The organism is Bradyrhizobium sp. USDA 4538 (assembly GCF_024171045.1).
Lineage (GTDB): Bacteria > Pseudomonadota > Alphaproteobacteria > Rhizobiales > Xanthobacteraceae > Bradyrhizobium > Bradyrhizobium australafricanum.
The window spans coordinates 4,304,584-4,328,268 of record NZ_JALJZE010000001.1; the positions used below are offsets into that span (position 1 = coordinate 4,304,584).

Here is a 23,685-nt window from a genome sequence, read left to right on the forward strand (position 1 = left end):
TCGGCAACGTCAGTGGCACGTCACCGCGAACCAGTCTCACCATCGTGCTCACAGCATCAGGTGAAGCTCATGCCTGTACTCCCCGACCGGCAGCATCGCGTGTGACCACGGCTGACGGCAGGTCTCCTGGCTCGCGGGTCGTTACCCTTCGTCGCCTTCCCAGGACCGAGATTCCCAGTGGCCTGTGACGAAGGATTCACCGCATACAGTTGCGGGGGCAGCCGCGGCGTTGGGGAAGTTTCCCCGTACCGCATTCCCTTTTCATCTCATGAAAGAACCGTCATGTTCATCTAGGGTTCGGCCGGGTAGCAAAGTCAATCCGGCGGAAGTCGGGCAATGGCCGTGCGGCCACGGTTTTTGTCGAGTGTCGCTTGTCTGCCACGACGATCGCTGTAAGAGCATGGATCCGATGAGCGTGCAGGATTTTGCCTTGGCGGCCGAGGTCGCGGCGCGGCGCCGGTGGGGCGCCACCGCGGCGCTGCTCGCGCTTGTGCTGCTGCTGCTGGTGATCTCGCTCGGCATCGGGCCGGTGCGGCTGTCGCCGCTCGCGGTGATCGAGGCGCTGTTCGGCGGCGGCAGCGATGTGGCGCAGGTGATCGTGCGCGAGATCCGCCTGCCGCGCACCATCCTGGCATTCGCGATCGGCGGTATTCTTGGGCTGTCAGGCGCGGCGCTGCAAGGGTTGCTGCGCAACCCGCTGGCCTCGCCGTCGCTGTTCGGCGCGCCGCAATCGGCCGCCTTCGGCGCGGTGCTGGTGATCGCGCTGGGCCTCGCCGATGTGCGCTCCTACGCGCTGCCGGTGGTGGCGATCATCGCCGCGTTCGGCTCGGTGTTCGCGCTGCTTGCGATCGCCGGCCGCAATGCCGGGCTGTTGATCCTGATCCTCGCCGGGCTCGCGATCTCGAGCTTTGCGGGAGCCGCGACCGCGCTGGTGATGAATCTCTCGAGCAATCCGTTCGTGGTGCTGGAGATCGCGTTCTGGCTGCTCGGCTCGCTGGAAGACCGCAGCTTCCAGCACGTCGCGCTGGCGCTGCCCTTCATTATCGCAGGCGCCGCCATCCTGCTCAGCCAGGCGAGCGCCTTCCGCGCGCTGACGCTTGGCGAGGAGGCGGCGCAGAGCCTCGGCGTCGACGTCGGGCGGTTGCGGCTCTTCGTGATCACGGGCGTGGCGCTCGGCGTCGGCGGCGCGGTCGCAGTCACCGGCACGATCGGTTTCATCGGCCTCGTCGCGCCGCATCTGATGCGTCCCGTGATCGGTCACGATCCGGCGCGGCTCTTGGTGCCGAGCGCGCTCACCGGCTCGGCGCTGCTGCTCGCCGCCGACATCGCGGTGCGCATCATTCCCTCGACCTCAGACATCAAGGTCGGCGTGCTGACCTCGATCATCGGCGTGCCGTTCTTCCTCTATCTGATCATGCGCGAACGCCGCGCGCTCGGCGGAGGCGTGGCATGACGCTGCTCTCGGCTGCCGCGCTCAATGCCTCGCTCGGCAGCCGCAAGGTGCTGCACGATGTCTCCCTGTCGTTGCCATCGGGCCATCTAGTCGCGCTGGTCGGGCCGAACGGCGCCGGCAAGACCACGCTGCTGCGCGCGCTGGCCGGGCTGATCCCGTCGGGCGGCGAGATCCGGATCGGCGGCGATGCGCTGGCGTCGCTGCCGCTGCGCGAGCGCGCGAAACGTTTCGCCTATCTGCCGCAGGGCCACATGGTGCACTGGCCGCTGCCGGCACGCGATATCGTCGCGCTCGGCCGCTATCCGCACGGTGCGACCGATCCGGCGCGGCTGTCGCAGACGGATGTGGAGGCGGTGCTGCGCGCGATGCAGGCGGTCGACGTCGCTGAGTTCAGCGATCGCCGCGTCACCGAACTCTCCGGCGGCGAGCGCAGCCGCGTCGCACTGGCCCGGGTGCTCGCGGTGGAGGCGCCCGTGATCCTCGCCGACGAGCCGACGGCCTCGCTCGATCCGCGCCACCAGATCGACGTGATGCAGAAGCTGCGCAACGTTGCCGACACCGGCGTGCTGGTCATCGTGGTGACGCATGACCTGGGACTCGCCGCGCGCTTTGCCGATCACGTGCTGGTGCTCGCGGAGGGGCGGCTGGCCGCGCAGGGCGCGCCCGTCGAGGCATTGTCGGAGAGCGTCCTCGCCAGCGTGTTCCGCATCAGCGCCTATCGTGCCGAATTTCAGCGCGAGGTCGTCATCGTGCCGTGGGCGGACGTGTGATGTGGCCACGGCCTCACCACGAGCTCAGTTCACCTCTCCCGCTTGCGGGGGAGGTCGCTGCGCGCGAAGAGCGCAGCGGGTGGGGGCTCTCTCCACTCAAAGAGCGTTCATTGCGGCACGACCCCGACCCCAACCCTCTCCCGCAAGCGGGAGAGGGGGCGCACCTTCAGCGTGGCAGCCATCTCGCTTCGCTTCATCTTGGTGCGGTGGTCGCGATACTGCTGTGGCTTATTTCCGCCGGCGCCGCGTTCGCCGCCGGACCGCGCATCGTCTCGATGAATGTCTGCAGCGACCAGCTCGTGCTGTCGCTGGCCGACCCGGACCAGATCATCGGCCTCAGCCGCTTCTCGCGCGATGACTGGCAATCCTGGGCCGCGGAGAAGGCGCGAAACTTTCCGCGCCTGTCCGGCGAGGCCGAGGACGTGCTGCTGCTCAAGCCCGACCTCGTCGTGGTCAGCCTGTTCGACAAGCGCGCGACCCGTGATCTGTTGAAGGCCCACGGGCTGCACCTCGTCGAATTCACGGTGCCGCGCACGCTGGACGAGGTGAAGAACCAGATCCGCGCGATGGGCGATGTGGTGCAGCATCCCGATCGCGCAGAGGCCGAGATCGCGCGCCTCGATGCGGCCACCGCCCGGGCGCGCGCTGCGGCGAGCGCGCATCACTACCGCGTGTTGCCGCTGGAGCGGCGTGGCTTTGTGCCCGGCGACGGCAGCCTGGTCAGCTCGCTGCTGGCGGCAACCGGTCTCTCCAACGCCGCCGGCGAACTTGGCGTCGGCGCAGGCGGGTTTGCTTCGCTGGAGGCGATCGTAAAACTGCGGCCGGATTTCATCCTGGTGTCGGAAGCCGGCGACCGCGCCGAGGATGACGGCCGCGCCTTCCTGCTGCATCCGGCGCTGGAGCGCTTCTATCCGCAAAGCAAGCGCATCGTGCTGCCGGAGCGGCTCACGGTGTGCGGCGGCGTGATGCTGGCGGATGCGCTGGATCGGCTGACGGAAGAGCTGAAGCGGGTGACGCGGTAGCCTTGTAGCCCGGATGAAGCGAAGCGCAATCCGGGGCCACTCAATCCGCGGATGGGCTGATCCCGGATTGCGCTGCGCTTCATCCGGGCTACGGAGTTATCACCACCGGCCCGCCGGCCTTCTTCCAGGCGTCGATGCCGCCATCGATATGCGCGGTGTTGGCCAGTCCCGCCTTCTTCGCGGCGGCCACCGCCATCGCCGAGCGCTCGCCGAAGGCGCAGAAGAACACGACGCGGCGGCCGGTTGCGGCCGCGACCTCGCGCAGCATGCCGCCGGGCTGCAGGGTGGCGCAAATCCCCGGATAGGGCGCGTGCAGCGCGCCCGCGAGCGTGCCGTGCTTGGCCCGCTCGGCGCTCTCGCGCAAATCGACCAGAAGGATATCGGGCCGGCCGAGGCTCGCGATGGCGTCGCGCGCGCTGAGGGAGAGGCCCTCCTTGGCGAGTTCGTCCTGGTGCAGGCCGACATGCATGTTGGCGGGCACCACGACGTCCATCAGCTTCGGGTTCGGCAAATTGAGGTTGTTCATCAGCTCGACATAGTCGTCGATCGATTTGACCTGCAGCCGCGGATTGTAGCGCTTCTCCTCGCCGATGGTGGAGACGGTGTCGCCCTTGTAGTCATGCGCGGGGAACACCATGGTCTCCTCCGGCAGCTTCAGCAGGCGGTTGAAGATCGAATCGTACTGCGCCCGCGCGCTGCCGTTCTGGAAGTCGGTGCGGCCGGTGCCGCGGATCAGCAGCGTGTCGCCGGTGAAGACGCGGTCGCCCATCAGATAGCTGTAGGAATCGTCGGTGTGGCCGGGCGTGTACAGCGCCTCGAGGCAGAGGCCCTCGATCGTCACCTTGTCGCCGTCGGAGACTCGCATCGACACCACGTCGGCCTTGCTCTGCTCGCCCATGATGGTGATGCACTGCGTGCGGTCGCGCAGCTCGCCGAGGCCGGTGACGTGATCGGCATGCAGGTGCGTATCGACGGCCTTGACCAGCCTGAGGTCGAGTTCCTGCAGCAGCTTGCAGTAGCGGTCGGCCTTCTCCAGCACCGGATCGAGGATCAGTGCCTCGCCGCCGGCGCGGCTCGCGAGCAGATAGCTGTAGGTTCCGGATACGCTGTCGAAGAGCTGGCGAAAGATCATGACGGCTTACCTATTCTCCGGGCCGAGTCACATGGAGGATATTATTCCATAGATAGGGTCCGTTCAAAGCAAATCCATCCCCACCCCAGCCGGATCCCGTCACCCTGAGGAGCGCGCTCTTGCGCGCGTCTCGAAGGGTGGACGGCCCGGGTCTTTCCGCGAATGGGACAAGGCATCTGGGCCGTGCATCCTTCGAGGCTCGCTCCGCTCGCGCCTCAGGATGACGGGATATGCATCGAGGTCGTGGAAGAGACGAAGTTACGGCCGCACGTAACTCCAGCCCTGCTCCCGCGGGCGCGCGTTCGCGCGACCCGTTGGCTCGCAATGACGACGGGGCCGTTACGGCCGGACCAGCGTGTATCCATTCTCGGTGAGCAGCAAGATCTGTGCGACGCCGACCTGCACGGGGGTGGCGGCGGCGATGTAGTCCGGCCGCTTGCCGCTGTCGCGTTCGATCGTGTCGACGGTGTTGAGGCAGATGTCGACCCGCGCGCCCTGCGCGATCAGGCTCTCGACCAGCTTGCGGTTCGGGTTGTCGGGCTTGAGCAGGTCGATGCCCGGGCCGAAGGCGACGATCTCGACCGCGACCTTGTCGGGGTCGTAATGCTTCATCAGATTGTTGGCGACGCTGATGACGAGGCCTTGCTTCCTCGGATCGTTGTCGGAGAGCTGCAGCACGACCTTGTGCTCGGCGAACGGCTTGTCCTGCAACGGCGCCTGCTGGGCACGCGCGAGCGGCGTCGCCAGCGCGAGCGCAGCAAGGCCGAATGCCGCGATCAGCGCGCGGCGCGTCATCCGTGCCTCGCGATGCCCGGGTTGTCCTCGACGCCTTTCAGCGTCACGCCGGGTTCGTCGCGGTTCGGCGGCCGGCCGGAGCGCAGATGCCTGGCGACGACATCCCAGATCGGCGCGCCGCTCTGCTGGTTGACCGAGGCCCAGCCTGCGACCTTGTAGTGCTTGCCGGCTTCGAGGTGCTTGCCGTTGCCCAACTTCAGCTCGGAAATGCGCTTGCCGACAGTCTCGGCCGGCGTGCAGGTGTAGGCGAGGCCGCCGACGCGAACCATGTCGCCGCCCTGCTGATAATAGGGATCGACGTTGAACAGATTGTCGCAGACGTCTTCCAGCACATCCTTGATCTGGCTGCCCGTCATCTTGGCGACGTAGGTCTCCGGATAGGTGATCGCGGTTTCCGACAGCACGTCTTCCATGGTCAGCGGCTGGCCGGCGAGCGTGGTGATGCCCCAGCGGAAGCCCGGCGACAGCGCGATCTCGGCGTCGAGCTCGTTCAGCAGCGCATCGCAGATCAACTGGTCGACGGTGCCGGAGAAATTGCCGCGGCGGTAGAGCAGCCGGTCGGCCGAGGCCAGCTTGGTGTTCCATTCGTCGACATGCGGATCGCGCATCTTGTCGATCAGCGTCTGCATCGCAGGATCGGGCTTCAGCAATTCGGCGAACACCGGCAGCAGCCGGTAGCGGACGTTGGCGACCTTGCCCTTGGCAAGATCGAGATCGAGCACGCCGATGAACTTGCCGTTGGAGCCGGCATTGGTCACCAGCGTGACGCCGCCGGCATTGGTTACCGTGATCGGGATCGGGATCGCGTCGTGGGTGTGGCCGCCGAGAATGACGTCGATGCCGGTGACGCGGCTGGCGAGCTTGAGGTCGACGTCCATGCCGTTATGCGACAGCAGGATCACCGCCTCGACCTTGTCGTTGTTGCGATGGCCGTCGACGAGCTTCTGCAGCTCCTCGTCGCGGATGCCGAACTTCCAGTCCGGCGTGAAGCGCTTCGGATGGGCGATCGGCACGTAGGGGAAGGCCTGGCCGATGATAGCGACGCGATGGCCGCCGATCTCCTTGACGAAGGACGGCTTGAACACCCGCCCCGAAGCCGGGTCGAACGCCTTGGCGTCGTTGAACGCGGCTTCCTCGGTCAGGAACACGTTCTGCGCCAGGAACTCGCCCTTGAAGCGGGAGAGGTTGTCGCGCAGCACCTGCTCGCCATAGGTGAATTCCCAGTGCCCTGTCATCGCCTCGATGCCGAGCAGATTGGCGGCCTCCACCATGTCGGCGCCGTTCATGGCGTTGGCGAGCGCCGAGCCCTGCCAAAGGTCGCCGCCGTCGAGCAGGATCGAACGCTTTTCGCCGACATCGGCGCGCAGCTTGTCGACCAGCGTCTTCAGGTGGGCGAAGCCGCCGAGCCGGCCGAAGCGGCCGGCGGCCTTCTCGAATTCGACGCAGGTGAAGGCATAGGCGTCGGCGCTGTCGGGCCGGATGCCGAAGCGGTCGAGGAAGGCCTTGCCGACGAGGTGCGGCGGCTGGCCGGCCATCGCGCCGACGCCGAGATTGACGCCGGGCTCGCGGAAGAACACCGGCTTCAGCTGCGCATGCGTGTCGGTCATGTGCAGGATGCGCGCGTTGCCGAACCGCTCGAGGTCGTAGACGCTGGCGGTGTCGGCGCTGCGCGCAAGGCGGGGCAGACCGGCCGTCAGCGTTGCGGCGGCCGCAGCTTTCAGGAATTCCCGGCGGCGGATGATCATCATTCTCTCCGCGCGGCCCCTGGCCTGCGCGCTCTTAACGAACTTCCATGTCCTTCCAGCGTTCCTTCTCGCTGGTGGCCTGGAAGATCGAGGCCTTTGCCAGTGCCTCGGCCTCCTTGGCCCTGGCGACTGCGGTGTCGAAATCACCAGCCTCACCGGCCTTTTTTGCGGCAGATAGTGTCGAGGCGGTGGTGGTCCACTGGTTGCGCAGGCTGCCTGCTTCCTTGTTGGCGGCTTCGGCGGCGGCGTAGGCGGCCTTGTAGTCGGCCTCGGAGGCGGCGAGGGCGCCGGTCGCCGCTGCGATCAGCAGGGCTGATGCTGCGAGGACAGTTTTGATGGCCGCGCTCATGGCCGTGCTCCCGGACCCGAAATCGGCAGCCCGTTGCTGACATAGGACAGATAGTATTCGAGGTTGCGGTACTCGTCGTCCTGCGGATTGAGCGGCACGCCGCGGATCTGGCTGTTGCAGGTGGTGAAGCGGCGGCTGGTCGTCCCCATGCCGCTCCATTCCGAGCGGTAGATCGGCATCGCGTTCAGGATGCCGAGCGCCGGCGCCAGCACCTCGGCGCGGATCCGCTCGCCCGGGCTCTGGATGTGGCAGGTTGCGCAGGAGAAATTGAGCTGGCCGCGGCGGGTGTAGAAATACTCCTTGCCCTTCTGATAGGCCTCGAGCGCGCGCGGATCGTTCGGGATCTTGATGTCCATCGGCTTGCCGCGCGAGGTGAAGGCCATGTAGGCGGTGAGCGCCGCCATGTCGTCCTTCACATAGGAAAACGGCGCCTCGCCATTGGTTTCGCGGCAGCGGTTGAGCGCGAGCTCGAGCGTGACGACCTTGCCTTCCTTCTCGTCGAAATAGGGATAGTTCTGGCGGATACCGATGCCCTTGTTCGGGAAGCAGTCGGCGTAGGTCTTGCCGTTCTTGAACGGCGTCGCGAACATCTCCTTGCCGGCTTCGAGCGAGAACTCGTAGGGCGGAAACTGCTCCTTCTCCTCCCACTGCCTGCGCAGATCCTCATTCATCGAATAGGGACCGTTGACGAAATCCTCGAGCTTCAGCTTGGGGAATTTGCTGGTGAAGAATTTCTGGAACGCCGCCTTGTCGGCGGCGGGATCGACGGTGTCGGCTGCGCGCGCGGCCGGCGCGAGCGTCAGCACGCCGAGCGCGAACGTTGCAATTAGATTTTTGCTTTGACGCGTTTTCTTCACGCGAACCGGCGTCCACTTCGCTCGAAAACGCTCTAGAGCACGGATTGCGAGGCGCCGCGTCATTGAATCTTCGCCGTGGCGGTGTCGGTCGCGCCCTTGTTGTCGACCCAGCTGACCTTCAGATCGTCGCCCTTCTTGCCGCCCTTGAAGGCGAACTTGACATAGGGGTCCTTGGAGACGCCGCCGCCCCAGTCGGCGACGAACACCGGCTTGCCGTCATATTCGAAGGTGAGCTGCTGGATGAAATGCGGCGGAATGATCTCGCCCTTGGCGTCCTTGACGAAGCCGGAATCCATCGGATGCTGGATCAGCGCCTGCACCTCGGTGGTGTCGCCGTTTGACGTGGCGCGCACGCGAATGCTCGATGCCATCTGATTATCCCTATTGTTTGCGCATGATCTTGTCGGAAAACCGGTTCCCACTTTTCCGGATCATGCGTACTCAGCCGCCGCAGCCGCCGACGGTGACCTTGATTTCCTTTTTGGCGCTGTAGAGCTTGCCGCCGGCCTCGACGATCGCGGTGACGTTGCTGGTCTTCGCCATCTTGATGCGGTTGGAGACGGTCGGCAGCGTGCCGGCCGGAATCCTGTATGAGGCGACCAGCGAGATCGGATTCTCGCTCACCAGAAACGAGATCGAGGTGACGTCGGCCAGCGTCGTGGTGGCGGAGATCGGCACCACCGCGCCGTTCTCGGCGATCTCCGGCGCATCCATCTTGATCTTGTCCGACGGCTCGGCGGTCTTGCCATAGAGCGCCTTGATCGCGTCGGCCTCGTTCTTCTGCTTGAATGCGTCTTCGGGATATTTGTCGTTGGCGGCGGCGAGCGCCTGCGGCACGTCGAACGGAATGCCCCCGAGGCCGATCAGCGCGGCGATGCCGGCGCCCTTCAGCACCATGCGGCGCGCTTTGAAAAATTCGGTGGTCGTGATGTTCATCGAAAAAAAATCTCCTCAAGCGACGGTCGCGGCGTCACAGCGTCTGCAGGAAGTCCACCACCGCGTCGATTTCCTTCTCGCTCAAAATCCGGTTTCGGCCGAACGGCGGCATCACCGTCTGCGGATTGCGCTTGGTTTCGTCGGTCACGATCGCGATCAGCTCGTCACGGCTGTATTTGGCCTTCAGGCCGCTCAGCTCGGGGCCGATCGTGCCGGGCAGGTCGCCGCCCTTGATGACGTGGCAGGTCAGGCAATTGCCCTTGCCGCGGTCGAAGGCGAGCTTCTGTCCCTCGGCGGCGGATTGGGCCTTGGCGGGCGCGGCCATGGCGGTGCTTGCCAGCAGCGCCAGGACGAAGGCTGGCTTGGAGAAAGTGGCGATCAAGGACGTTTCCCGGGCTTCAATCTCGATGATCCCAACGCAATATAAAGAGTGGAAAGCACAAAGGCCATCGGCTGGCAACACGGAGAATAGGCGCGCTGCGACGGGGTTAATGCCACAGGGGCAGTCCGGCACTGGAGCGCATGTCCTGCGCCTTCCGCCTGTCATGTTTGTGCGGTTGAGATGCGGCTGAGGCGTAGGGAGAAGCGCGGTGGCAGAATTCGTGGCGGAGTTCGGCAAGGACGGCCGGCCGGTCGAGGCGGACGGGCGGCTCGATGCGCCGGCGTTCCATCGCAACCATCAGCCGATCTGGACCGTCCTGAAGGACTACCTCGCCGGCCAATCCGGCGACGTGCTGGAAGCCGGCAGCGGCACCGGCCAGCATGTCGTCTCTTTCGCCGGTCAGGCGCCCGACATCACTTGGTGGCCGAGCGATCTCCATGCGGCGCACCTGCGCAGCATCGAGGCCTGGCGCGCGCATGCGGGCCTTGCCAACATCCGGCCGCCGCAGCCGATTGATCTGTCCGACCCGGCTTGGTCGCCGGCGCCGCCGGACGGCAAAGGTCCGGACAAACTGCTCGCGATCTTCTGCGCCAATGTGATCCACATCGCGCCGTGGCGCGTGGCCGAGGGCCTGTTCGCCGGCGCCGCGCGGCACCTGCGCGCCGACGGCCGGCTGTTGCTCTACGGCCCGTTCAAGCGCGGCGGCAAGCACACCGCGCTCAGCAATGCCGTGTTCGACACGTCGCTGCGCGAGCGCGACGCCGAGTGGGGGGTGCGCGATATCGCCGATCTCGAGACGCTTGCGGAGCGCGTCGGGCTCAAGCTCGCCGGCAGCTTCGAGATGCCGGCCAACAACATGATTTTGGTCTTTGCCCGCAAGTAGCCGCGCTCAATCGTAAGCCAGGCACCAGCCTGGCCCACGCAGCCAGCAACGTTCATCGGGGATCCCGGCGTCGCGATAGAGCCGCGTCACTTTCTGCCAGCCGCCGCGGGCGAAGGCTTCGGCGAGCGTTTTTTCGGACGTCTCGTCCCGGCCGCCGTCGCAGGGAATGATCGCGACCGGTGATATCCAGTCCGCCTGGTACGCTGCCTCCTCGCGCCGGATCCGGAACACGGCGCCGGATCGCGCCACCTGCTCCGGCGCGCCGCCCTTGAATCCCTCATCCGAAGTCAGCGGCAGGATCAGGCGGCCGCTGGCGGCGAGCCCGTCGAGCCATCGCGCGACAGGCCGGGTGCAGCCGGCGTTGACATAGATCACGTCGGCGGACTCGAACGCGACCTGTGTGCCGTCGCCCTGGATGATCTCGACATTTGCGCAAGCGGCGAGATTGGCGCGAGCGTCTGCCGCAAGGTCCGGATCGTATTCGATGCCGGTCACGCGGCCGGACGGTCCGACCAGATGCGCGAGGATCGCGGTGTAGTACCCCGTGCCCGTACCGATATGCACCACGTGCTCGCCGGCGGTGGGTGCGGCCTGGTGCATGAGATAGGCATGCAGTGACGGCTGGCCGTTGTTGAGACGTCGCTCGGGTCGCAAGGCGACGAGATCGTTGGTGTAGAGATAAACCGGGTCGGCATCGGGCGTCGGCGCATAGTCGCGGCTCCACCAGCGCAGCATCATCCATGGTCCCGGGCCGACGAAGTCCTCGCGGCGAATGGCGGCGAAGGCCTCCGTCAGCCGCGGATTGATGGTGTTGGCGGCGGCCAGGATCTGCTTGGCATAGGCCGCGCGGACGATGCGGAGTTCGGCTTGCGGGTCCATTGCCGCGCGCTCCCACGATGTCGCGTGTTGTGTGATTTGACACACCGAGGTGTGTGAAATAGCATACTGCGGCGACGGAGGCCAGAATGAAGAGACGGCTTTATCCGGCCGTGCTGGAGCGCGGTCCGCGCGGCGCGTTCGGGGCGTGGTTTCCGGACTTTCCCGGCTGCGTCGCCGCGGGACGATCGCAGGAAGACGCGATCGAGCGCGCCGAGCAGACGCTGGCGCAGACCGTCGACGGCTGGGTCGAGCAGGGCAAGCCATTGCCGGAGCCGACCCCGATCGAGCGCATCGTGCCGCCGAAGGGCTCCGACGTCGCCGCCTTCTTCATGGTCGGCGTCGATCCGCCCGACCCGTCCGAGCGCGTCAACGTCTATTTGCCGAAGAGCCTGATCACACGGATCGACAAGCATGCCGCCGGACTCGGCATGAGCCGCTCGAGCTTTTTCGGTTTCGCCGCGACGCTTGCGCTTGAATGGCACGTTCACAAGCCGCACCTCGTCGGGCCGCGCTCCAAGGTGCACAAGACCGGCGCGCTGCGCGCCGAGAAGCGGCCTGGCAAGAAGCCGGCGCGGTAGGCGATCGATCATCGAGCGACAGCTCTCTCACCGTCACCCTGAGGAGGCCGCAGAGCGGCCGTCTCGAAGGGTCGACGGTCCGGCTGTTGGCCGTGCATCCTTCGAGACGCGCTACGCGCTCCTCAGGATGACGGTACTGATAGAAGTGCCGGGCTGCTGTGACGTCGCTCTGTGAGAGCAAGCGATCCCCTCGTGCGCCTCCTGCATGGCGTACGTCCGTTTGCGCCGGTTGATCGGCTTCGACCCGCTCTCCATAGTGCGCCCGATTGGGGGCTCCCGCCGGGGCTTCGAGGCGGGACCACCGATGATTGACGTGACAGCTGCGGATGAGGCGAGCGACGACGCGCGGGCGCGCAGCAATGTGTGGCGGCTTGCGGCGGCGCAGGCGCTGACCGGTGCCAATTCGGCCGTGATCTTCGCCACCGGCTCGATCGTCGGCGCGACGCTGGCACCCGACGTCTCGCTCGCGACGGTGCCGCTCTCGATGTATGTGCTCGGGCTTGCCGCCGGCACGCTGCCGACCGGCGCGATCTCGCGCGCCTACGGACGACGCGTCGCCTTCATCATCGGCACCTTCTGCGGCACGCTCACCGGCGCGCTCGGCGCCTGGGCGATCCTGCATTCATCGTTCTGGCTGTTCTGCGGCGCGACCTTCCTCGGCGGGCTCTACGGCGCCGTCGCGCAGTCCTACCGATTTGCTGCGGCCGATGGCGCCAGTGTCGCGTTCCGGCCCAAGGCGGTGTCCTGGGTGATGGCCGGCGGCGTGTTCGCCGGCGTGCTCGGGCCGCAGCTCGTGCAATGGACCATGGACATCTGGCCGCCCTATCTGTTCGCGTTCTCCTTCGTGATGCAGGCGCTGGTCGCGCTGGTGGCGATGGCGGTGCTCTCGGGCGTCGACGCGCCGAAGCCTGCGGCGGCGGACCTGCATGGCGGCCGCCCGCTGCTCGAGATCGCAAAGCAGCCGCGCTTCATTGCCGCGGCGCTGTGCGGCGTGATCGCCTATCCGATGATGAATCTGGTGATGACCTCGGCGCCGCTCGCCATGAAGATGTGCGGGCTGTCGGTCAGCGATTCCAATTTCGGCATTCAGTGGCACATCGTTGCGATGTACGGCCCGAGCTTCTTCACGGGCTCCTTGATCGCGCGGTTCGGCGCGCCCGTCATCGTTGCGCTCGGGCTGGCGCTCGAGGCGGTCGCCGCGATGATCGGACTGTCAGGCGTCACTGCGCCGCACTTCTGGGCGACGCTGTTCGTGCTCGGGATCGGCTGGAATTTTGCGTTCGTTGGCGCTTCGGCGCTGGTGCTGGAAACGCACCGGCCGCAGGAACGCAACAAGGTGCAGGCGTTCAACGATTTCCTCGTGTTCGGCATGATGGCGATCGGTTCGTTCTCGTCGGGCCAACTGCTCGCGCATTACGGCTGGAATGCCGTCAACTGGGTGGTGTTCCCGCCTGTGCTGCTCGGCCTTGCCGTGCTCTCGTTCGCTTCATTCGCCAAGCGACGCGCGAAATTGCGCGCGGTGGAAGAAATCCCGGATCCCAGCATTTAAAGCTTGTCGTTTGACCATGGTCTGTTCGGAAAACCGCTTCGCACTTTTCCGGACCATGCTGCTGCCATTTGCTGACACTTCGATCAGCTTCGAAATGATCCGCTTGCAACGCTGTTCACATCATGGGATCGGGTTGGTCCGGCCATGACGATGTGAGAAGCAAGAGCAAGAAATGGACGCATCCTCAGCCACGCTGCCTGATGAATCCTCGCTTGGCTACGAAGGCTGGCGCATCGTCGTCGTCTGCTTCCTGCTTGCGACCTTCGGCTGGGGATTGGGCTTCTACGGCCAGAGCGTCTATGTCGCCGAGCTGCAGCGGCTGCACGGCTGGCCGGCATCGCTGATCTCGTCGGGCACGACCTTCTTCTATCTGTTCGGCGCCGCGTTGGTCGCCTTCGTCAGCGAGGCGATCAAGGCGTTCGGCGCGCGCAGCTGCCTGATCGCCGGCACCTTCGCGATGGCGATAGCGGCGGTTGCGATCGGCGAGGTACGCGAGCCCTGGCAGCTCTATCTTGCCGATGCGCTGTTGGCGTTCGGCTGGGCCGGCACCAGCCTCGGCATCATCACCAACACGCTCGGCCTGTGGTTCGACAAGAAGCGCGGCATGGCGATCAGCCTGGCGCTGAACGGCGCGAGCTTCGGCGGCATCGTCGGCGTTCCGCTGCTGGTGGCGGGGATCGGCGCTTTCGGCTTCTCCGGCGCGATGATCGCGGCCGCGGTGCTGCTGATCGTGGTGATGGTGCCTGTCATCCTGATCTTCGTCGGGCAACCGCCGGTGCATCTGCACGCGGTCACGGCCGCCGCGGCCGACGCGCCGTCGGCAACGCAGGTGCGCAGCCGGGCGCTGCGCGACATCCGCTTCCTCTCGGTCTCGATTGCCTTCGCGCTGGTGCTGTTTGCCCAGGTCGGCTTCATCGTGCATCTGATCGCCTATCTTGATCAGGTGATCGGCCGCGAGCGCGCGACGGTGGCGATGGCGCTCTTGACCGCGATGGCCGTGGTCGGCCGCGTCTCGTTCTCCTTCGTGATCGATCGGCTCAACCAGCGGCTGGCATCGGCGCTGTCTTTTGTCAGCCAGGCGGCCGCGCTCGCCGTCATCATCAATGTGCACAATGACGTGGCGCAGATCGCGGCCTGCGCGCTGTTCGGCTTCTCGGTCGGCAATCTGATCACGCTGCCGGCGCTGATCGTGCAGCGCGAGTTCGATCCGCGTGCGTTCGGCGTGCTGGTCAGCCTGATCACCGCGATCAACCAGATCACCTACGCCTTCGGCCCCGGCGTGGTCGGGCTGCTGCACGACCTCTCCGGCAGCTATTCGCTGCCGTTCTACGGCTGCATTGGCCTGGAGCTGATCGCGGCGGCGACGATCATGGCGAAAGGGAAGTAGCTTTCCACCTCCCCTTGAAAAGGGGAGGTCGCTTTGCTCACAGAGCAAAGCGAGTGGGGATCTGCTCTCTCCGCTTGCAACATCGCCTGCGGCTGACCCCCATCCCGACCTTCCCCCTTTCAGGGGGAAGGGGAATAAAGACCTGTCCCCGGATATCGCTTCCCTCATCCGGGCTACGTTCTACGACTTGCGGCGTGACTTCCGCGCCTTCTTCTCGCCGATCTTGCCGGCCGCCGCGACCCGCAGCAGGCGGCGGAAGGTCGGGCATTCCATGTGGCTCGGAGCCGGGCAGACGGCGGCGTGGCGCAGGCCGTCGCGCATCGCGTTGAGCCTGCGGATGGTGCGGTCGAGCTCGTCGGCCTTGGCAGAAAGCATTTTCCGGTCGATGCGCGGTCTTCCATCGGGCGCGAACATCCTTGCGATCTCGTCGAGCGAGAAGCCGGAGGCGCGCCCGAGCGCGATCAGCGCCAGCCGGTCGAGCACGGCCGGATCGAACAGGCGGCGCAGCCCGCGCCGGCCATGCGAGGCGATCAGACCTTTCTCCTCGTAGAAGCGCAAGGTCGAGGCGCGCACGCCCGATAGCTCCGCCACCTCCGCGATATCGATGTCCCGCATGGCCCTTGACCTCAAGTTCACTTGAACTGGCAGTATCCAGCCTATCGCTTGCGTAAGGCAAGCATCAACAAGGACGAGAATCATGGGTGTCGCAGCGCAAGTCGACGACGAGCAGGTCAAACTCTGGAACGGCGCCGCCGGCCGCGCCTGGGTCGAGACGCGCGAGGTGCTGGAAGGGATGTTCAGGCCGCTTGAAGAGCTGCTCGTTCAGGCGGTGTCCGATGCCGCGGCAAGCCGGGTGCTCGATATCGGTTGCGGCACGGGCGCCACGACTTTCGCTGTGGCCCGCGTGCTCGGCCGTCAAGGGCATTGCACCGGCATCGACATTTCCGAGCCGATGATCGCGGCGGCGCGCGCCCGCGCGGAGCAGGAAGGGCGGCCGGTCAGCTTCATCTGCGCCGACGCGCAGACCTATCCGTTCGCGCCCGCGAGCTTCGACATGATCATCTCGCGCCTCGGCGTGATGTTCTTTGCCGATCCGGTGCAGGCTTTCGCCAATCTGCGCCGCGCCGCGCGGCCGGGTGCTGCGCTCCGCTTCATCGCCTGGCGCGGCGCCGCCGAGAACCCGTTCATGACGACGGCGGAACAGGCGGCGAAGCCGTTGCTGCCGGATCTTCCGGCGCGGCGTCCCGATGCGCCGGGGCAGTTCGGCTTTGCCGACCGGAAGCGGGTCGAAACTATCCTGGAGGATAGCGGCTGGGACGCGATCGCGGTCGACCCGGTCGATGTCGCGCTCAGCTTTCCGGCATCGGAGCTGACCCGCTATGTGAGTTGGCTCGGCCCGGTCGGGACGATGCTGCAGGCGATGGAGGAGCCGCGCCGCACGCAAGTGATCGAGACCGTGTGCGGTGCCTTCGATCGTTACATCCACGGCAACGACATTCGCTTCACCGCGGCGTGCTGGATGGTCGCGGCACGGGCGCCGGCGGAGACCGCACATGGTTGAAGCCGCGGAGTTTGTGGCGAGCGCGGTGCTGATCGGGACCGGCGCGACCGTCGTGATGGACATCTGGGGGATGGTCCGCACGCGCCTCCTTGGCATCCCGTCGCTGGACTATGCCCTGGTCGGCCGCTGGCTCGGCCATCTCGTATCCGCCCGCCTGCGCCACGACCGCATCGCCGCGTCACCGCAGATCGCGGGCGAACGGGTCATAGGATGGGCCGCGCATTATCTGATCGGGATCGGCTTTGCCGGCGTGCTGCTTGCGATCGTCGGCCTCGATTGGATGCGGCAGCCCACCATCGCTCCGGCCCTGATGGTCGGGATCGGCAGCGTGGCCGCGCCGTTCCTGGTGATGCAGCCCGCGATGGGCGCCGGCATCGCCGCGAGCCGCACGCCCCATCCATGGGCGGCGCGGCTGCAGAGCCTCGTCACGCACACGGTGTTCGGCTTTGGGCTATATGTGGCCGGCTGGCTCGTGCACCCGTTCCTGAACCCGTAGCCCGGATGAAGCGAAGCGCAATCCGGGGACAACATCACCTTACGGCGCGAACCCCGGATTTCGCGGAGCCTGTCATCGGGCGCGCGTTCGCGCGACCCGTTGGCTCCATCCGAGCTACCTCTTCACCTCCCCTTGGAAAGGGGAGGTCGCTTTGCTCGCAGAGCAAAGCGGGTGGGGATCTGCTCTCTCCATTTGCAGCAGAGCCCGCGGCTAACCCCCATCCCGACCTTCCCCCTTTCAGGCAGGGGTGTCCGGGGAATGATTCACTGTGTCGCGGTGCATGCTCGGCAGGACCGAGGCAAATCGGTCTTTTCTGGTTGTCGAGACACAGAGGGCCGAGCATGCGATATCGCGGTAGCATTTTTGGAAGGCTGCTTGAACCGATCAATCGACGGCAGTTTCAGACGGTTGTGGATCGTCTGGACGGGGATGCCTACGACAAGTCGTTCAGGAGCTGGGATCATCTGGTGGCGCTGATCTATGCCCAGCTTAGCGGCAACAGCAGTCTGCGCGGGGTGGTGACTGGCTTCAACGCCAATTCGCAGCATCACTATCACTTGGGAACCGGCAAGCTGTCGCGCTCGACGTTGTCCGATGCCAATGCCCGCCGTCCGATCGGCATTTTCGCGCAAACCTTTGCGGCGCTGTCGGCGATGGCGCGTCGCCAGCTGCGGAGTGAAGGCATGGAGATGGTGCGTCTGATCGACGCCAGTCCGATCCCGCTCGGCAAGGTCTGCAGTTGGGCGACGTGGAACGGCCGCATCCGCGGCATGAAGCTGCATGTCGTCTACGACCCAAGGAGCGATGTCCCGACCTGCGTCGAGATGACGGCCGCGAACGTCAATGACATCGAGATCGGCCGACAGACCCCAATCCAGCCCGCCACCACCTATGTGTTTGACAAGGGCTATTGCCGTTTCGACTGGTGGCAGAAGATCAATGATAGCAAGGCTTTCTTCGTTACCCGGGCGAAGACGAGCATCCGTCTTCGCTCGCTCAGGCATCGCGCCATCCGCAAGCGTAACGGGGATGGCTTCGAAATCCTTGCCGATGACGAGGTGAAGCTCACCAGCAAGGGCGATTCGCGCCTTCCAATCCCGCTCCGCCGCATCAAGATCAGACGCGAGAAAGGCGGCAAGATCACACTCCTGACCAACGACCTTGCCCGTAGCGCCGTCGAGATCGCCGCCCTCTACAAGAGCCGATGGCAAATCGAGCTGCTGTTCCGCTGGATCAAGCAGCATCTCGATATTCGCAAGTTCCTCGGCGCCAACGACAACGCGATCCGCCTTCAGGTGCTCGCTGCGATGATTGCCTACCTGCTGCTGCGCATCGCCGCTCACACCAACTGCATCAAAATGCTCCCGCTCAGGTTCGCCGAACTCGTCGGCCAGCTCCTGCTCACGCGTCGATCCCTCGCTGCCATCGACAAACCTCCGCCCATCAACCCCAGCCGTCGGAAATCAACCATCTCACCTGACCAGATGGAGCTCCGCTATGCCTGAATTTCCCCGGACACCCCTGCCTTTCAGGGGGAAGGGGAAAGCACTCGTAGCCCGGATGGAGCGAAGCGTAATCCGGGAGCAGTATTACCTCATGGAGCGAACCCCGGATTTCGCTGCGCTTCATCCGGGCTACGAGATTATCGCCTTGCGGAATTACGTCGCACGCTGCTTCAGCAGGTCGTCCAGGTCCAGCCGTCGCGTGAACATCGCGAGCTTGCCGTCCGTGCTGCGCGGCCATTCGGCCTCGGGGCGATCCCAATAGAGCTCGACGCCGTTCTCGTCGGGATCGCGCAGGTAAAGCGCCTGGCTGACGCCGTGGTCGCTGGCGCCGTCGAGCTGGATGCCGGCCGACAGCACCCTGTGCAGCGCATCGGCGAGCGCCGGGCGGGTGGGATAGAGGATGGCGGTGTGGAACAGGCCCGTGGTGCCCGGCGGCGGCGGATGGCCGCCCTTGCTTTCCCAGGTGTTGAGGCCGATGTGGTGGTGATAGCCGCCGGCCGAGATGAAGGCCGCGTCCGTGCCCAGCCGCTGCTGCAGCTCGAAGCCGAGCACGCCGCAATAGAAGCCGAGCGCGCGTTCGAGATCGGCCACCTTGAGGTGGACATGTCCGATTCGGGTGCCCGCGATGATGGGGGGACTCTCTGGCATGAGCGGACTCCGTTGACGTCAATGCCCCTGCCATCAGGGGCGAGGTTCGCCGCCTGATATAGTCCGGATTTGCCGACGCCGGAGCGATCGATCCGGAAACGCAGCGTTTCCGAAAGGCGCCACGGTCGGCCGGGCCTAGCAGAGTTCCGACAACTCGCCGCCGGGCAGCTGGAACTCGAACGTGTTCAGCGTCATCGACACCATCGTGTAGTAGCCGCAGAGGCCGATCACCTCGACCAGGCCGCGTTGGCTCAGCACCTCGATCGCCTCGTCATACAGTGCCTTCGGCAGGCCGTGACCTTCGTGCAGCGCCTTGGCGACGTCGTAGATCACCCTGGCCTTGGGCTCGTCGAAGCTCGGCGTCCGGCGCACGCGAATGTCCTCGATGATCTTCGGATCGAGGCCGCCCTTCAGCGCCAGGCGCTTGTGGGCATACCACTCGTAATGCGCGGTCCAGTGCCGCGCGGTGACGAGGATCGCGATCTCCGACAGTTTTGGGGGAAAGATCGTGTCGAAGCGCAGCACCTCGCCGAGCCGCGTGGCATGCCGTGCCATCTCGGGGCTGTTCAGCCAGGCCATCATCGGCGCGGGTGGCGCGCCGCGCTTGCCGGCAATCGACTCGTCGTAGGTTTCTTTCTGGGCGGCGTTCATTTCGCTAGGCGAAAGCAGCTTCAGCCGCATGTCCGTTTCCTTTTGTTTTTCAAGCGTTACCCCATCTCGGCGATACACCCGATCGCGCGCAGTGAGTAGCGACGCCAGAGCATGGCGCGGCCGCGAGGCATATTGAATTCGGCGGCTGCGTAGGTCTAAGGTCGAATCCAATTCGTCGAATTTGACTGGAAACGCACCATGGCCGACCTCGAGAAATTCCGCGCGGAGACCCGCGCCTGGCTGGAGCAGAATTGCCCGGCGGAGATGCGCAAGCCGATGACCTCGGATGGCGATACCTTCTGGGGTGGCCGCAACACGAAATTCTCGTCCGAAGCGCAGCGCGTCTGGTTCGAGCGGATGCGCGACAAGGGCTGGACCGTGCCGCATTGGCCGAAGGAATATGGCGGCGGAGGCCTCGACGGCGAGGAGGCCAAGATCGTGCGCCAGGAGATGGCTGCGATCGGCGCGCGTCAGCCGCTGACCTCGTTCGGCATCTCGATGCTGGGACCGGCGCTGCTGAAATACGGCACCGAGGAGCAGAAGAAGGAGCATCTGCCGAAGATCACCGCGGGCCTGATCCGCTGGTGCCAGGGCTATTCCGAGCCGAATGCCGGCTCCGACCTCGCCTCGCTGCAGACCCGCGCGGTCGGCGACGGCGACGATTACATCATCAACGGCCAGAAGATCTGGACGTCCTACGCCAACTACGCCGACTGGATCTTCTGCCTGGTGCGCACCGATCCGGCGGCGAAGAAGCATGACGGCATCAGCTTCATCCTGTTCGACATGACCTCGAAGGGCGTGTCGACCAAGCCGATCCTCCTGATCTCGGGCTATTCGCCGTTCTGCGAAACCTTCTTTGACAATGTTCGCGTGCCGAAGTCGCATGTCGTCGGCACCGTCAATCGCGGCTGGGATGTCGCGAAATATCTGCTGCAGCACGAGCGCGCGATGATCTCCGGCATGGGCGAGCGCGGCGTCGGTCGTCCGCTCGGCCAGATCGCCGCCGACTCGATCGGTGCGGACGCGCAGGGCAAGCTCGATGACGCGCAGCTGCGCAGCCAGATCGCGAGCTTCGAGGTCGACGAGGCCGCGCTCGCTGCCGCCGCCGAGCGCGCGGTCGATCTCGCCAAGGCCGGGCAATCGCATCCGGCGTTCTCCTCGGCGATGAAATATTACGGCACCGAGCTCAACAAGCGCCGCTATGAGATCCTGATGTCGGCCGGCGGCATCGACGCGCTGGAATGGGAGAGCGACCGCTCCAAAGGCGGCGCCCGCCCGCGCGCCTGGCTGCGCACCAAGGCCAATTCGATCGAGGGCGGCACCTCGGAGGTGATGCTCGGCATCGTCGCCAAGCGCATCCTCGATTTGCCGGGCGCGTGATCGCTGCACCGTCGTTCCGGGGCGTCGCGAAGCGGCGAACCCTAATGCGCAGTTGCGCATTGTGGAACCTCGAGATTCCGGGTTCGATGCTGTCGCATCGCCCCGGAATGACGAACTCAGACCGTTGCTTAGAACGTTAGATCGGATTTCCAATGGCCCTCGTCCTCACCGAAGAACAATCCATGCTGCGCGACAGTGCGCGCGGCCTCATCAGCGACAAGGCGCCGGTGGCGCATCTGCGGTCCTTGCGCGATGCCAAGGATGCCACCGGCTTCTCGCGCGATCTCTGGAAGACATTTGCGGAGATGGGCTTCTCCGGCCTGCTGGTGCCGGACCAGTTCGGCGGCAGCGGGCTCGGCTGCGTCGAGGCCGGCATCGTCATGGAGGAGATCGGCCGCACCTTGATGCCGTCGCCGTTCCTCGCGACCTCGGTGCTCGCCGCCTCGGCGCTGTCGCGCGGCGGCAGCGAGGCGCAGAAGGCGCAGCATCTGCCGAAGATCGCCGACGGCTCGCTGCTGGCGGCGCTCGCGATCGATGAGGGCGCCAAGCATCGCCCGCTGCAGACGAAGTTGCAGGCCACGCGCTCCGGCAACGGCTTCAAGCTGTCGGGCGACAAGGCCTTCGTGGTCGACGGCCACACCGCCGACCTCCTGATCGTGGCGTCGCGCACGGCCGGCGGCGCCGGCGACAGGAACGGGCTGACGTTGTTCCTGGTCGATCCGAAGGCGAAGGGGCTCGCGGTCGAGCGCACCGCGATGGTCGATTCGCACAACGCGGCGCGCATCGTGTTCGACAATGTCGAGGTCAACGCCGACAGCGTGCTCGGCGAAGTCGATCAGGGCTTTGGGCTGCTCGAGGGCGTGCTCAATATCGGCCGCGGCACGGTGGCGTCCGAAATGGTCGGCCTCTCCGACGAGGTGTTCGGCCGCACCGTGGCCTATCTGAAGGAGCGCAAGCAGTTCGGCAAGGCGATCGGCGAATTCCAGGCGCTGCAGCACCGTGCCGCCCAGCTCTATATCGATATCGAGATCACGCGCGCCGCCGTGCTGAAGGCGTTGCAGGCGCTCGATACGGATGTCGACAAGGCGGCCACCGCGGTCGCGGTGGCAAAAGCGCGTGCCGGCACCACTGCGACGCTGGCCGTGCAGGAGGGCGTGCAGATGCATGGCGGCATGGGCATGACTGACCAGTTCGACATCGGCTTCTTCATGAAGCGCGCCCGCGTCTGCCAGGAGCTGTTCGGCGACAGCAACTTCCACACCGACCAGCTGGCGAGCGGCAAGGGGTATTGATCTTCGCCGCGTCATTGTCGCTACGCAACACGCTGTCATCGCCCGGCTCGCCGCCTTCGCTCAAGCTTCGGCGCGCCTGAAAGCGAAAGCCTCGTCGAAGCCTTGGCGTAGACGGGACCGGGCGTTCCAGTATTCCAGAGACGTCGGCGCTTGAGCCGAGAAGCCGCGGCGTACTGGATCACCCGCTTTCGCGCGGGTGATGACAGCGGTGAGGGCGGCTTGGCATAGGCTCGTCATTGCGAGCGAAGCGAAGCAATCCATCTCTCCACTTGTGGCGAAATGGATTGCTTCGTCGCTTCAGCGCAAAATTGCTTTGCAATTCTGTCGCGAGCTCCTCGCAATGACGATGGAGAGTCTACCGGATCGGCGGCGCGTACTGGACGCCGCCGGCGTTCCAGAGCTGGTTCATGCCGCGCGGGATCTTCAGCTTGGAGTCGGCGCCGACGTTGCGGTCGTAGACCTCGCCGTAATTGCCGACATGGCGGATGATGCGCACCGCCCAGTCCTTGGTCAGACCGAGATCCTCGCCATAGCTGCCCTCGGTGCCGACCAGCCGCATCACCTCCGGCTTCTTCGACTTCAGCGCCTCGTCGATGTTCTTCGAGGTGATGCCGAGCTCTTCGGCGTTGATCATGGCGTACAGCGTCCACTTCACGATCATCATCCAGTCGTCGTCGCGCAAGCGCACCACCGGCGCCAGCGGCTCCTTGGAGATGATGTCGGCGAGGATCGTGTGGTCGCTCGGCTTGGCGAGGTTGAGCCGCAGCGCATAGAGCTGCGAGGCGTCCGACGTCAGCGTATCGCACTGGCCGGAGTTATAGGCCTTCACGACGTCGTCCAGCTTGTCGAACTTCATCTCCGTGTACTTCATGTTGTTGGCACGGAAATAGTCGGCGAGATTGAGCTGCGTCGTGGTGTTGGCTTGCACGCAGACCTTGCTGCCGTTCAGGTCGAGCGCGGAATCGATGTTGCGCGAGCGCGGCAGCATGAAGCCCTGGCCGTCATAATAGGCGACCGCGGGGAAATAGAGGTCGTAATTGGTCTCGCGCGACATGCTCCAGGTGGAGTTGCGCGAGAGGATGTCGACCTTGCGATTCTGCAGCTCCTTGAAGCGCTCGCTGGCGTCGAGCGGCACGAACTTCGCCTTCGACGGGTCGTCGAAGATCGCCGACGCGACCGCGCGGCAGAAGTCGACGTCGAAGCCGGTCCAGTTACCCTTGTCGTCCGGAATCGAGAAGCCCGGCAGGCCCTTGTTGACGCCGCACAGCACGTCGCCGCGACGGACGGTGCGCTTCAGCGTGCGGGTGTCGTAACGCTCATAGGTGATGGCGGCGGCCGCAACCAGCGCGGCGATCGCGAGCCCGATCGTCAGGCCGCCTCGAAATGTACGCATGGGTTCTCTCTCGCGAAGGATCGGGGAAAATCAGGGCGG

25 protein-coding genes and 1 riboswitch are annotated in these 23,685 nt (G+C 65.5%); of the genes, 12 read left to right on the plus strand and 13 right to left on the minus strand.

Features of this window, described 5'->3' with window-relative positions; genetic code table 11:
- Positions 1-98: 98 nt before the first annotated feature.
- Positions 99-297: riboswitch (cobalamin riboswitch) on the minus strand.
- A gap of 112 nt (positions 298-409) precedes the next feature.
- From J2R78_RS19315 to J2R78_RS19325, 3 genes are all read left to right on the plus strand, one after another.
- A complete protein-coding gene (locus J2R78_RS19315; protein WP_253606204.1) occupies positions 410-1,453 on the plus strand; it encodes an iron ABC transporter permease in 1,044 nt (347 codons plus the stop codon).
- Positions 1,450-2,223: an ABC transporter ATP-binding protein gene (locus J2R78_RS19320; RefSeq protein ID WP_253606205.1), complete on the plus strand. Its 774-nt coding sequence runs from the start codon at positions 1,450-1,452 to the stop codon at positions 2,221-2,223. The genes J2R78_RS19315 and J2R78_RS19320 overlap by 4 nt, the downstream gene beginning before the upstream one ends.
- Positions 2,224-2,429: 206 nt before the next feature.
- Positions 2,430-3,245 (plus strand): ABC transporter substrate-binding protein, encoded by an 816-nt coding sequence (locus J2R78_RS19325; RefSeq protein ID WP_253609859.1) that lies wholly within the window; start codon positions 2,430-2,432, stop codon positions 3,243-3,245.
- A gap of 88 nt (positions 3,246-3,333) precedes the next feature.
- Here J2R78_RS19325 and J2R78_RS19330 read toward each other — a convergent pair whose 3' ends face one another.
- From J2R78_RS19330 to soxX, 8 genes are all read right to left on the minus strand, one after another.
- Complete coding sequence (locus tag J2R78_RS19330; RefSeq protein ID WP_253606207.1) at positions 3,334-4,377, minus strand: MBL fold metallo-hydrolase; 1,044 nt, start codon at positions 4,375-4,377, stop codon at positions 3,334-3,336.
- A 339-nt stretch (positions 4,378-4,716) separates the two neighbouring features.
- Positions 4,717-5,172 (minus strand): hypothetical protein, encoded by a 456-nt coding sequence (locus tag J2R78_RS19335; RefSeq protein WP_253606209.1) that lies wholly within the window; start codon positions 5,170-5,172, stop codon positions 4,717-4,719.
- Positions 5,169-6,917, minus strand: a complete 1,749-nt coding sequence (gene soxB / locus J2R78_RS19340; protein ID WP_253609860.1) for a thiosulfohydrolase SoxB — start codon at positions 6,915-6,917, stop codon at positions 5,169-5,171. Before soxB ends, J2R78_RS19335 begins: the two co-directional genes overlap by 4 nt.
- Positions 6,918-6,951: 34 nt before the next feature.
- Complete coding sequence (locus J2R78_RS19345; protein ID WP_253606211.1) at positions 6,952-7,266, minus strand: hypothetical protein; 315 nt, start codon at positions 7,264-7,266, stop codon at positions 6,952-6,954.
- The gene (soxA, locus tag J2R78_RS19350) at positions 7,263-8,186 is read right to left on the minus strand and encodes a sulfur oxidation c-type cytochrome SoxA (RefSeq protein ID WP_375167045.1); all 924 of its coding nucleotides are present in this window, start codon (positions 8,184-8,186) and stop codon (positions 7,263-7,265) included. Before soxA ends, J2R78_RS19345 begins: the two co-directional genes overlap by 4 nt.
- Entirely contained in the window at positions 8,183-8,494 is a 312-nt protein-coding gene (gene soxZ, locus J2R78_RS19355) for a thiosulfate oxidation carrier complex protein SoxZ (RefSeq protein ID WP_057021236.1), read from the minus strand. The genes soxA and soxZ overlap by 4 nt, the downstream gene beginning before the upstream one ends.
- A gap of 70 nt (positions 8,495-8,564) precedes the next feature.
- Positions 8,565-9,059 carry a thiosulfate oxidation carrier protein SoxY gene (gene soxY, locus J2R78_RS19360; protein WP_168859289.1) on the minus strand — a complete coding sequence of 165 codons (495 nt, stop codon included), beginning with the start codon at positions 9,057-9,059 and terminating at the stop codon, positions 8,565-8,567.
- Positions 9,060-9,093: 34 nt separating this feature from the next.
- Entirely contained in the window at positions 9,094-9,384 is a 291-nt protein-coding gene (gene soxX / locus J2R78_RS19365; RefSeq protein ID WP_253609862.1) for a sulfur oxidation c-type cytochrome SoxX, read from the minus strand.
- 265 nt (positions 9,385-9,649) lie between these two features.
- Here soxX and J2R78_RS19370 point away from each other — a divergent pair, with 265 nt between their 5' ends.
- The gene (locus tag J2R78_RS19370; protein WP_253606213.1) at positions 9,650-10,324 is read left to right on the plus strand and encodes a DUF938 domain-containing protein; all 675 of its coding nucleotides are present in this window, start codon (positions 9,650-9,652) and stop codon (positions 10,322-10,324) included.
- Between the two features lie 6 nt (positions 10,325-10,330).
- Here J2R78_RS19370 and J2R78_RS19375 read toward each other — a convergent pair whose 3' ends face one another.
- On the minus strand, positions 10,331-11,203 hold the full coding sequence (locus J2R78_RS19375; RefSeq protein ID WP_253606216.1) for a protein-L-isoaspartate O-methyltransferase: 873 nt from the start codon (positions 11,201-11,203) through the stop codon (positions 10,331-10,333).
- An 86-nt stretch (positions 11,204-11,289) separates the two neighbouring features.
- On the opposite strand from J2R78_RS19375, the gene J2R78_RS19380 reads away from it, so the two are divergent.
- From J2R78_RS19380 to J2R78_RS19390, 3 genes are all read left to right on the plus strand, one after another.
- Positions 11,290-11,781, plus strand: a complete 492-nt coding sequence (locus J2R78_RS19380; protein ID WP_225162000.1) for a type II toxin-antitoxin system HicB family antitoxin — start codon at positions 11,290-11,292, stop codon at positions 11,779-11,781.
- A 304-nt stretch (positions 11,782-12,085) separates the two neighbouring features.
- Positions 12,086-13,330 (plus strand): MFS transporter, encoded by a 1,245-nt coding sequence (locus J2R78_RS19385; protein WP_076834898.1) that lies wholly within the window; start codon positions 12,086-12,088, stop codon positions 13,328-13,330.
- 172 nt (positions 13,331-13,502) lie between these two features.
- Positions 13,503-14,717: an MFS transporter gene (locus J2R78_RS19390; protein WP_253606218.1), complete on the plus strand. Its 1,215-nt coding sequence runs from the start codon at positions 13,503-13,505 to the stop codon at positions 14,715-14,717.
- A 180-nt stretch (positions 14,718-14,897) separates the two neighbouring features.
- Here the strand turns inward: J2R78_RS19390 and J2R78_RS19395 are convergent, their stop codons facing one another.
- Positions 14,898-15,332 carry a helix-turn-helix domain-containing protein gene (locus J2R78_RS19395; protein WP_057019001.1) on the minus strand — a complete coding sequence of 145 codons (435 nt, stop codon included), beginning with the start codon at positions 15,330-15,332 and terminating at the stop codon, positions 14,898-14,900.
- A gap of 82 nt (positions 15,333-15,414) precedes the next feature.
- Here J2R78_RS19395 and J2R78_RS19400 point away from each other — a divergent pair, with 82 nt between their 5' ends.
- The 3 genes from J2R78_RS19400 (at position 15,415) to J2R78_RS19410 (ending at position 18,279) form a co-directional block, all read left to right on the plus strand.
- Positions 15,415-16,278, plus strand: coding sequence for a class I SAM-dependent methyltransferase (locus J2R78_RS19400; protein WP_253606220.1), 864 nt, complete (start codon positions 15,415-15,417; stop codon positions 16,276-16,278).
- Positions 16,271-16,774 carry a DUF2938 domain-containing protein gene (locus tag J2R78_RS19405; RefSeq protein WP_253606222.1) on the plus strand — a complete coding sequence of 168 codons (504 nt, stop codon included), beginning with the start codon at positions 16,271-16,273 and terminating at the stop codon, positions 16,772-16,774. The genes J2R78_RS19400 and J2R78_RS19405 overlap by 8 nt, the downstream gene beginning before the upstream one ends.
- Positions 16,775-17,115: 341 nt before the next feature.
- Complete coding sequence (locus tag J2R78_RS19410) at positions 17,116-18,279, plus strand: IS4 family transposase (protein WP_057015126.1); 1,164 nt, start codon at positions 17,116-17,118, stop codon at positions 18,277-18,279.
- 153 nt (positions 18,280-18,432) lie between these two features.
- On the opposite strand, the gene J2R78_RS19415 is transcribed toward J2R78_RS19410, so the two are convergent.
- Both J2R78_RS19415 and J2R78_RS19420 read right to left on the minus strand, forming a co-directional pair.
- Positions 18,433-18,927, minus strand: a complete 495-nt coding sequence (locus J2R78_RS19415) for a VOC family protein (RefSeq protein ID WP_253606224.1) — start codon at positions 18,925-18,927, stop codon at positions 18,433-18,435.
- 135 nt (positions 18,928-19,062) lie between these two features.
- Positions 19,063-19,608, minus strand: coding sequence for a carboxymuconolactone decarboxylase family protein (locus J2R78_RS19420; protein ID WP_253606226.1), 546 nt, complete (start codon positions 19,606-19,608; stop codon positions 19,063-19,065).
- A 168-nt stretch (positions 19,609-19,776) separates the two neighbouring features.
- Here J2R78_RS19420 and J2R78_RS19425 point away from each other — a divergent pair, with 168 nt between their 5' ends.
- Positions 19,777-20,961: an acyl-CoA dehydrogenase family protein gene (locus tag J2R78_RS19425; RefSeq protein WP_253606228.1), complete on the plus strand. Its 1,185-nt coding sequence runs from the start codon at positions 19,777-19,779 to the stop codon at positions 20,959-20,961.
- 152 nt (positions 20,962-21,113) lie between these two features.
- Positions 21,114-22,253 (plus strand): acyl-CoA dehydrogenase family protein, encoded by a 1,140-nt coding sequence (locus J2R78_RS19430; RefSeq protein ID WP_253606230.1) that lies wholly within the window; start codon positions 21,114-21,116, stop codon positions 22,251-22,253.
- A gap of 355 nt (positions 22,254-22,608) precedes the next feature.
- Here J2R78_RS19430 and J2R78_RS19435 read toward each other — a convergent pair whose 3' ends face one another.
- Positions 22,609-23,646 carry an amino acid ABC transporter substrate-binding protein gene (locus J2R78_RS19435; protein WP_038385646.1) on the minus strand — a complete coding sequence of 346 codons (1,038 nt, stop codon included), beginning with the start codon at positions 23,644-23,646 and terminating at the stop codon, positions 22,609-22,611.
- Between the last annotated feature and the right edge of the window lie 39 nt (positions 23,647-23,685).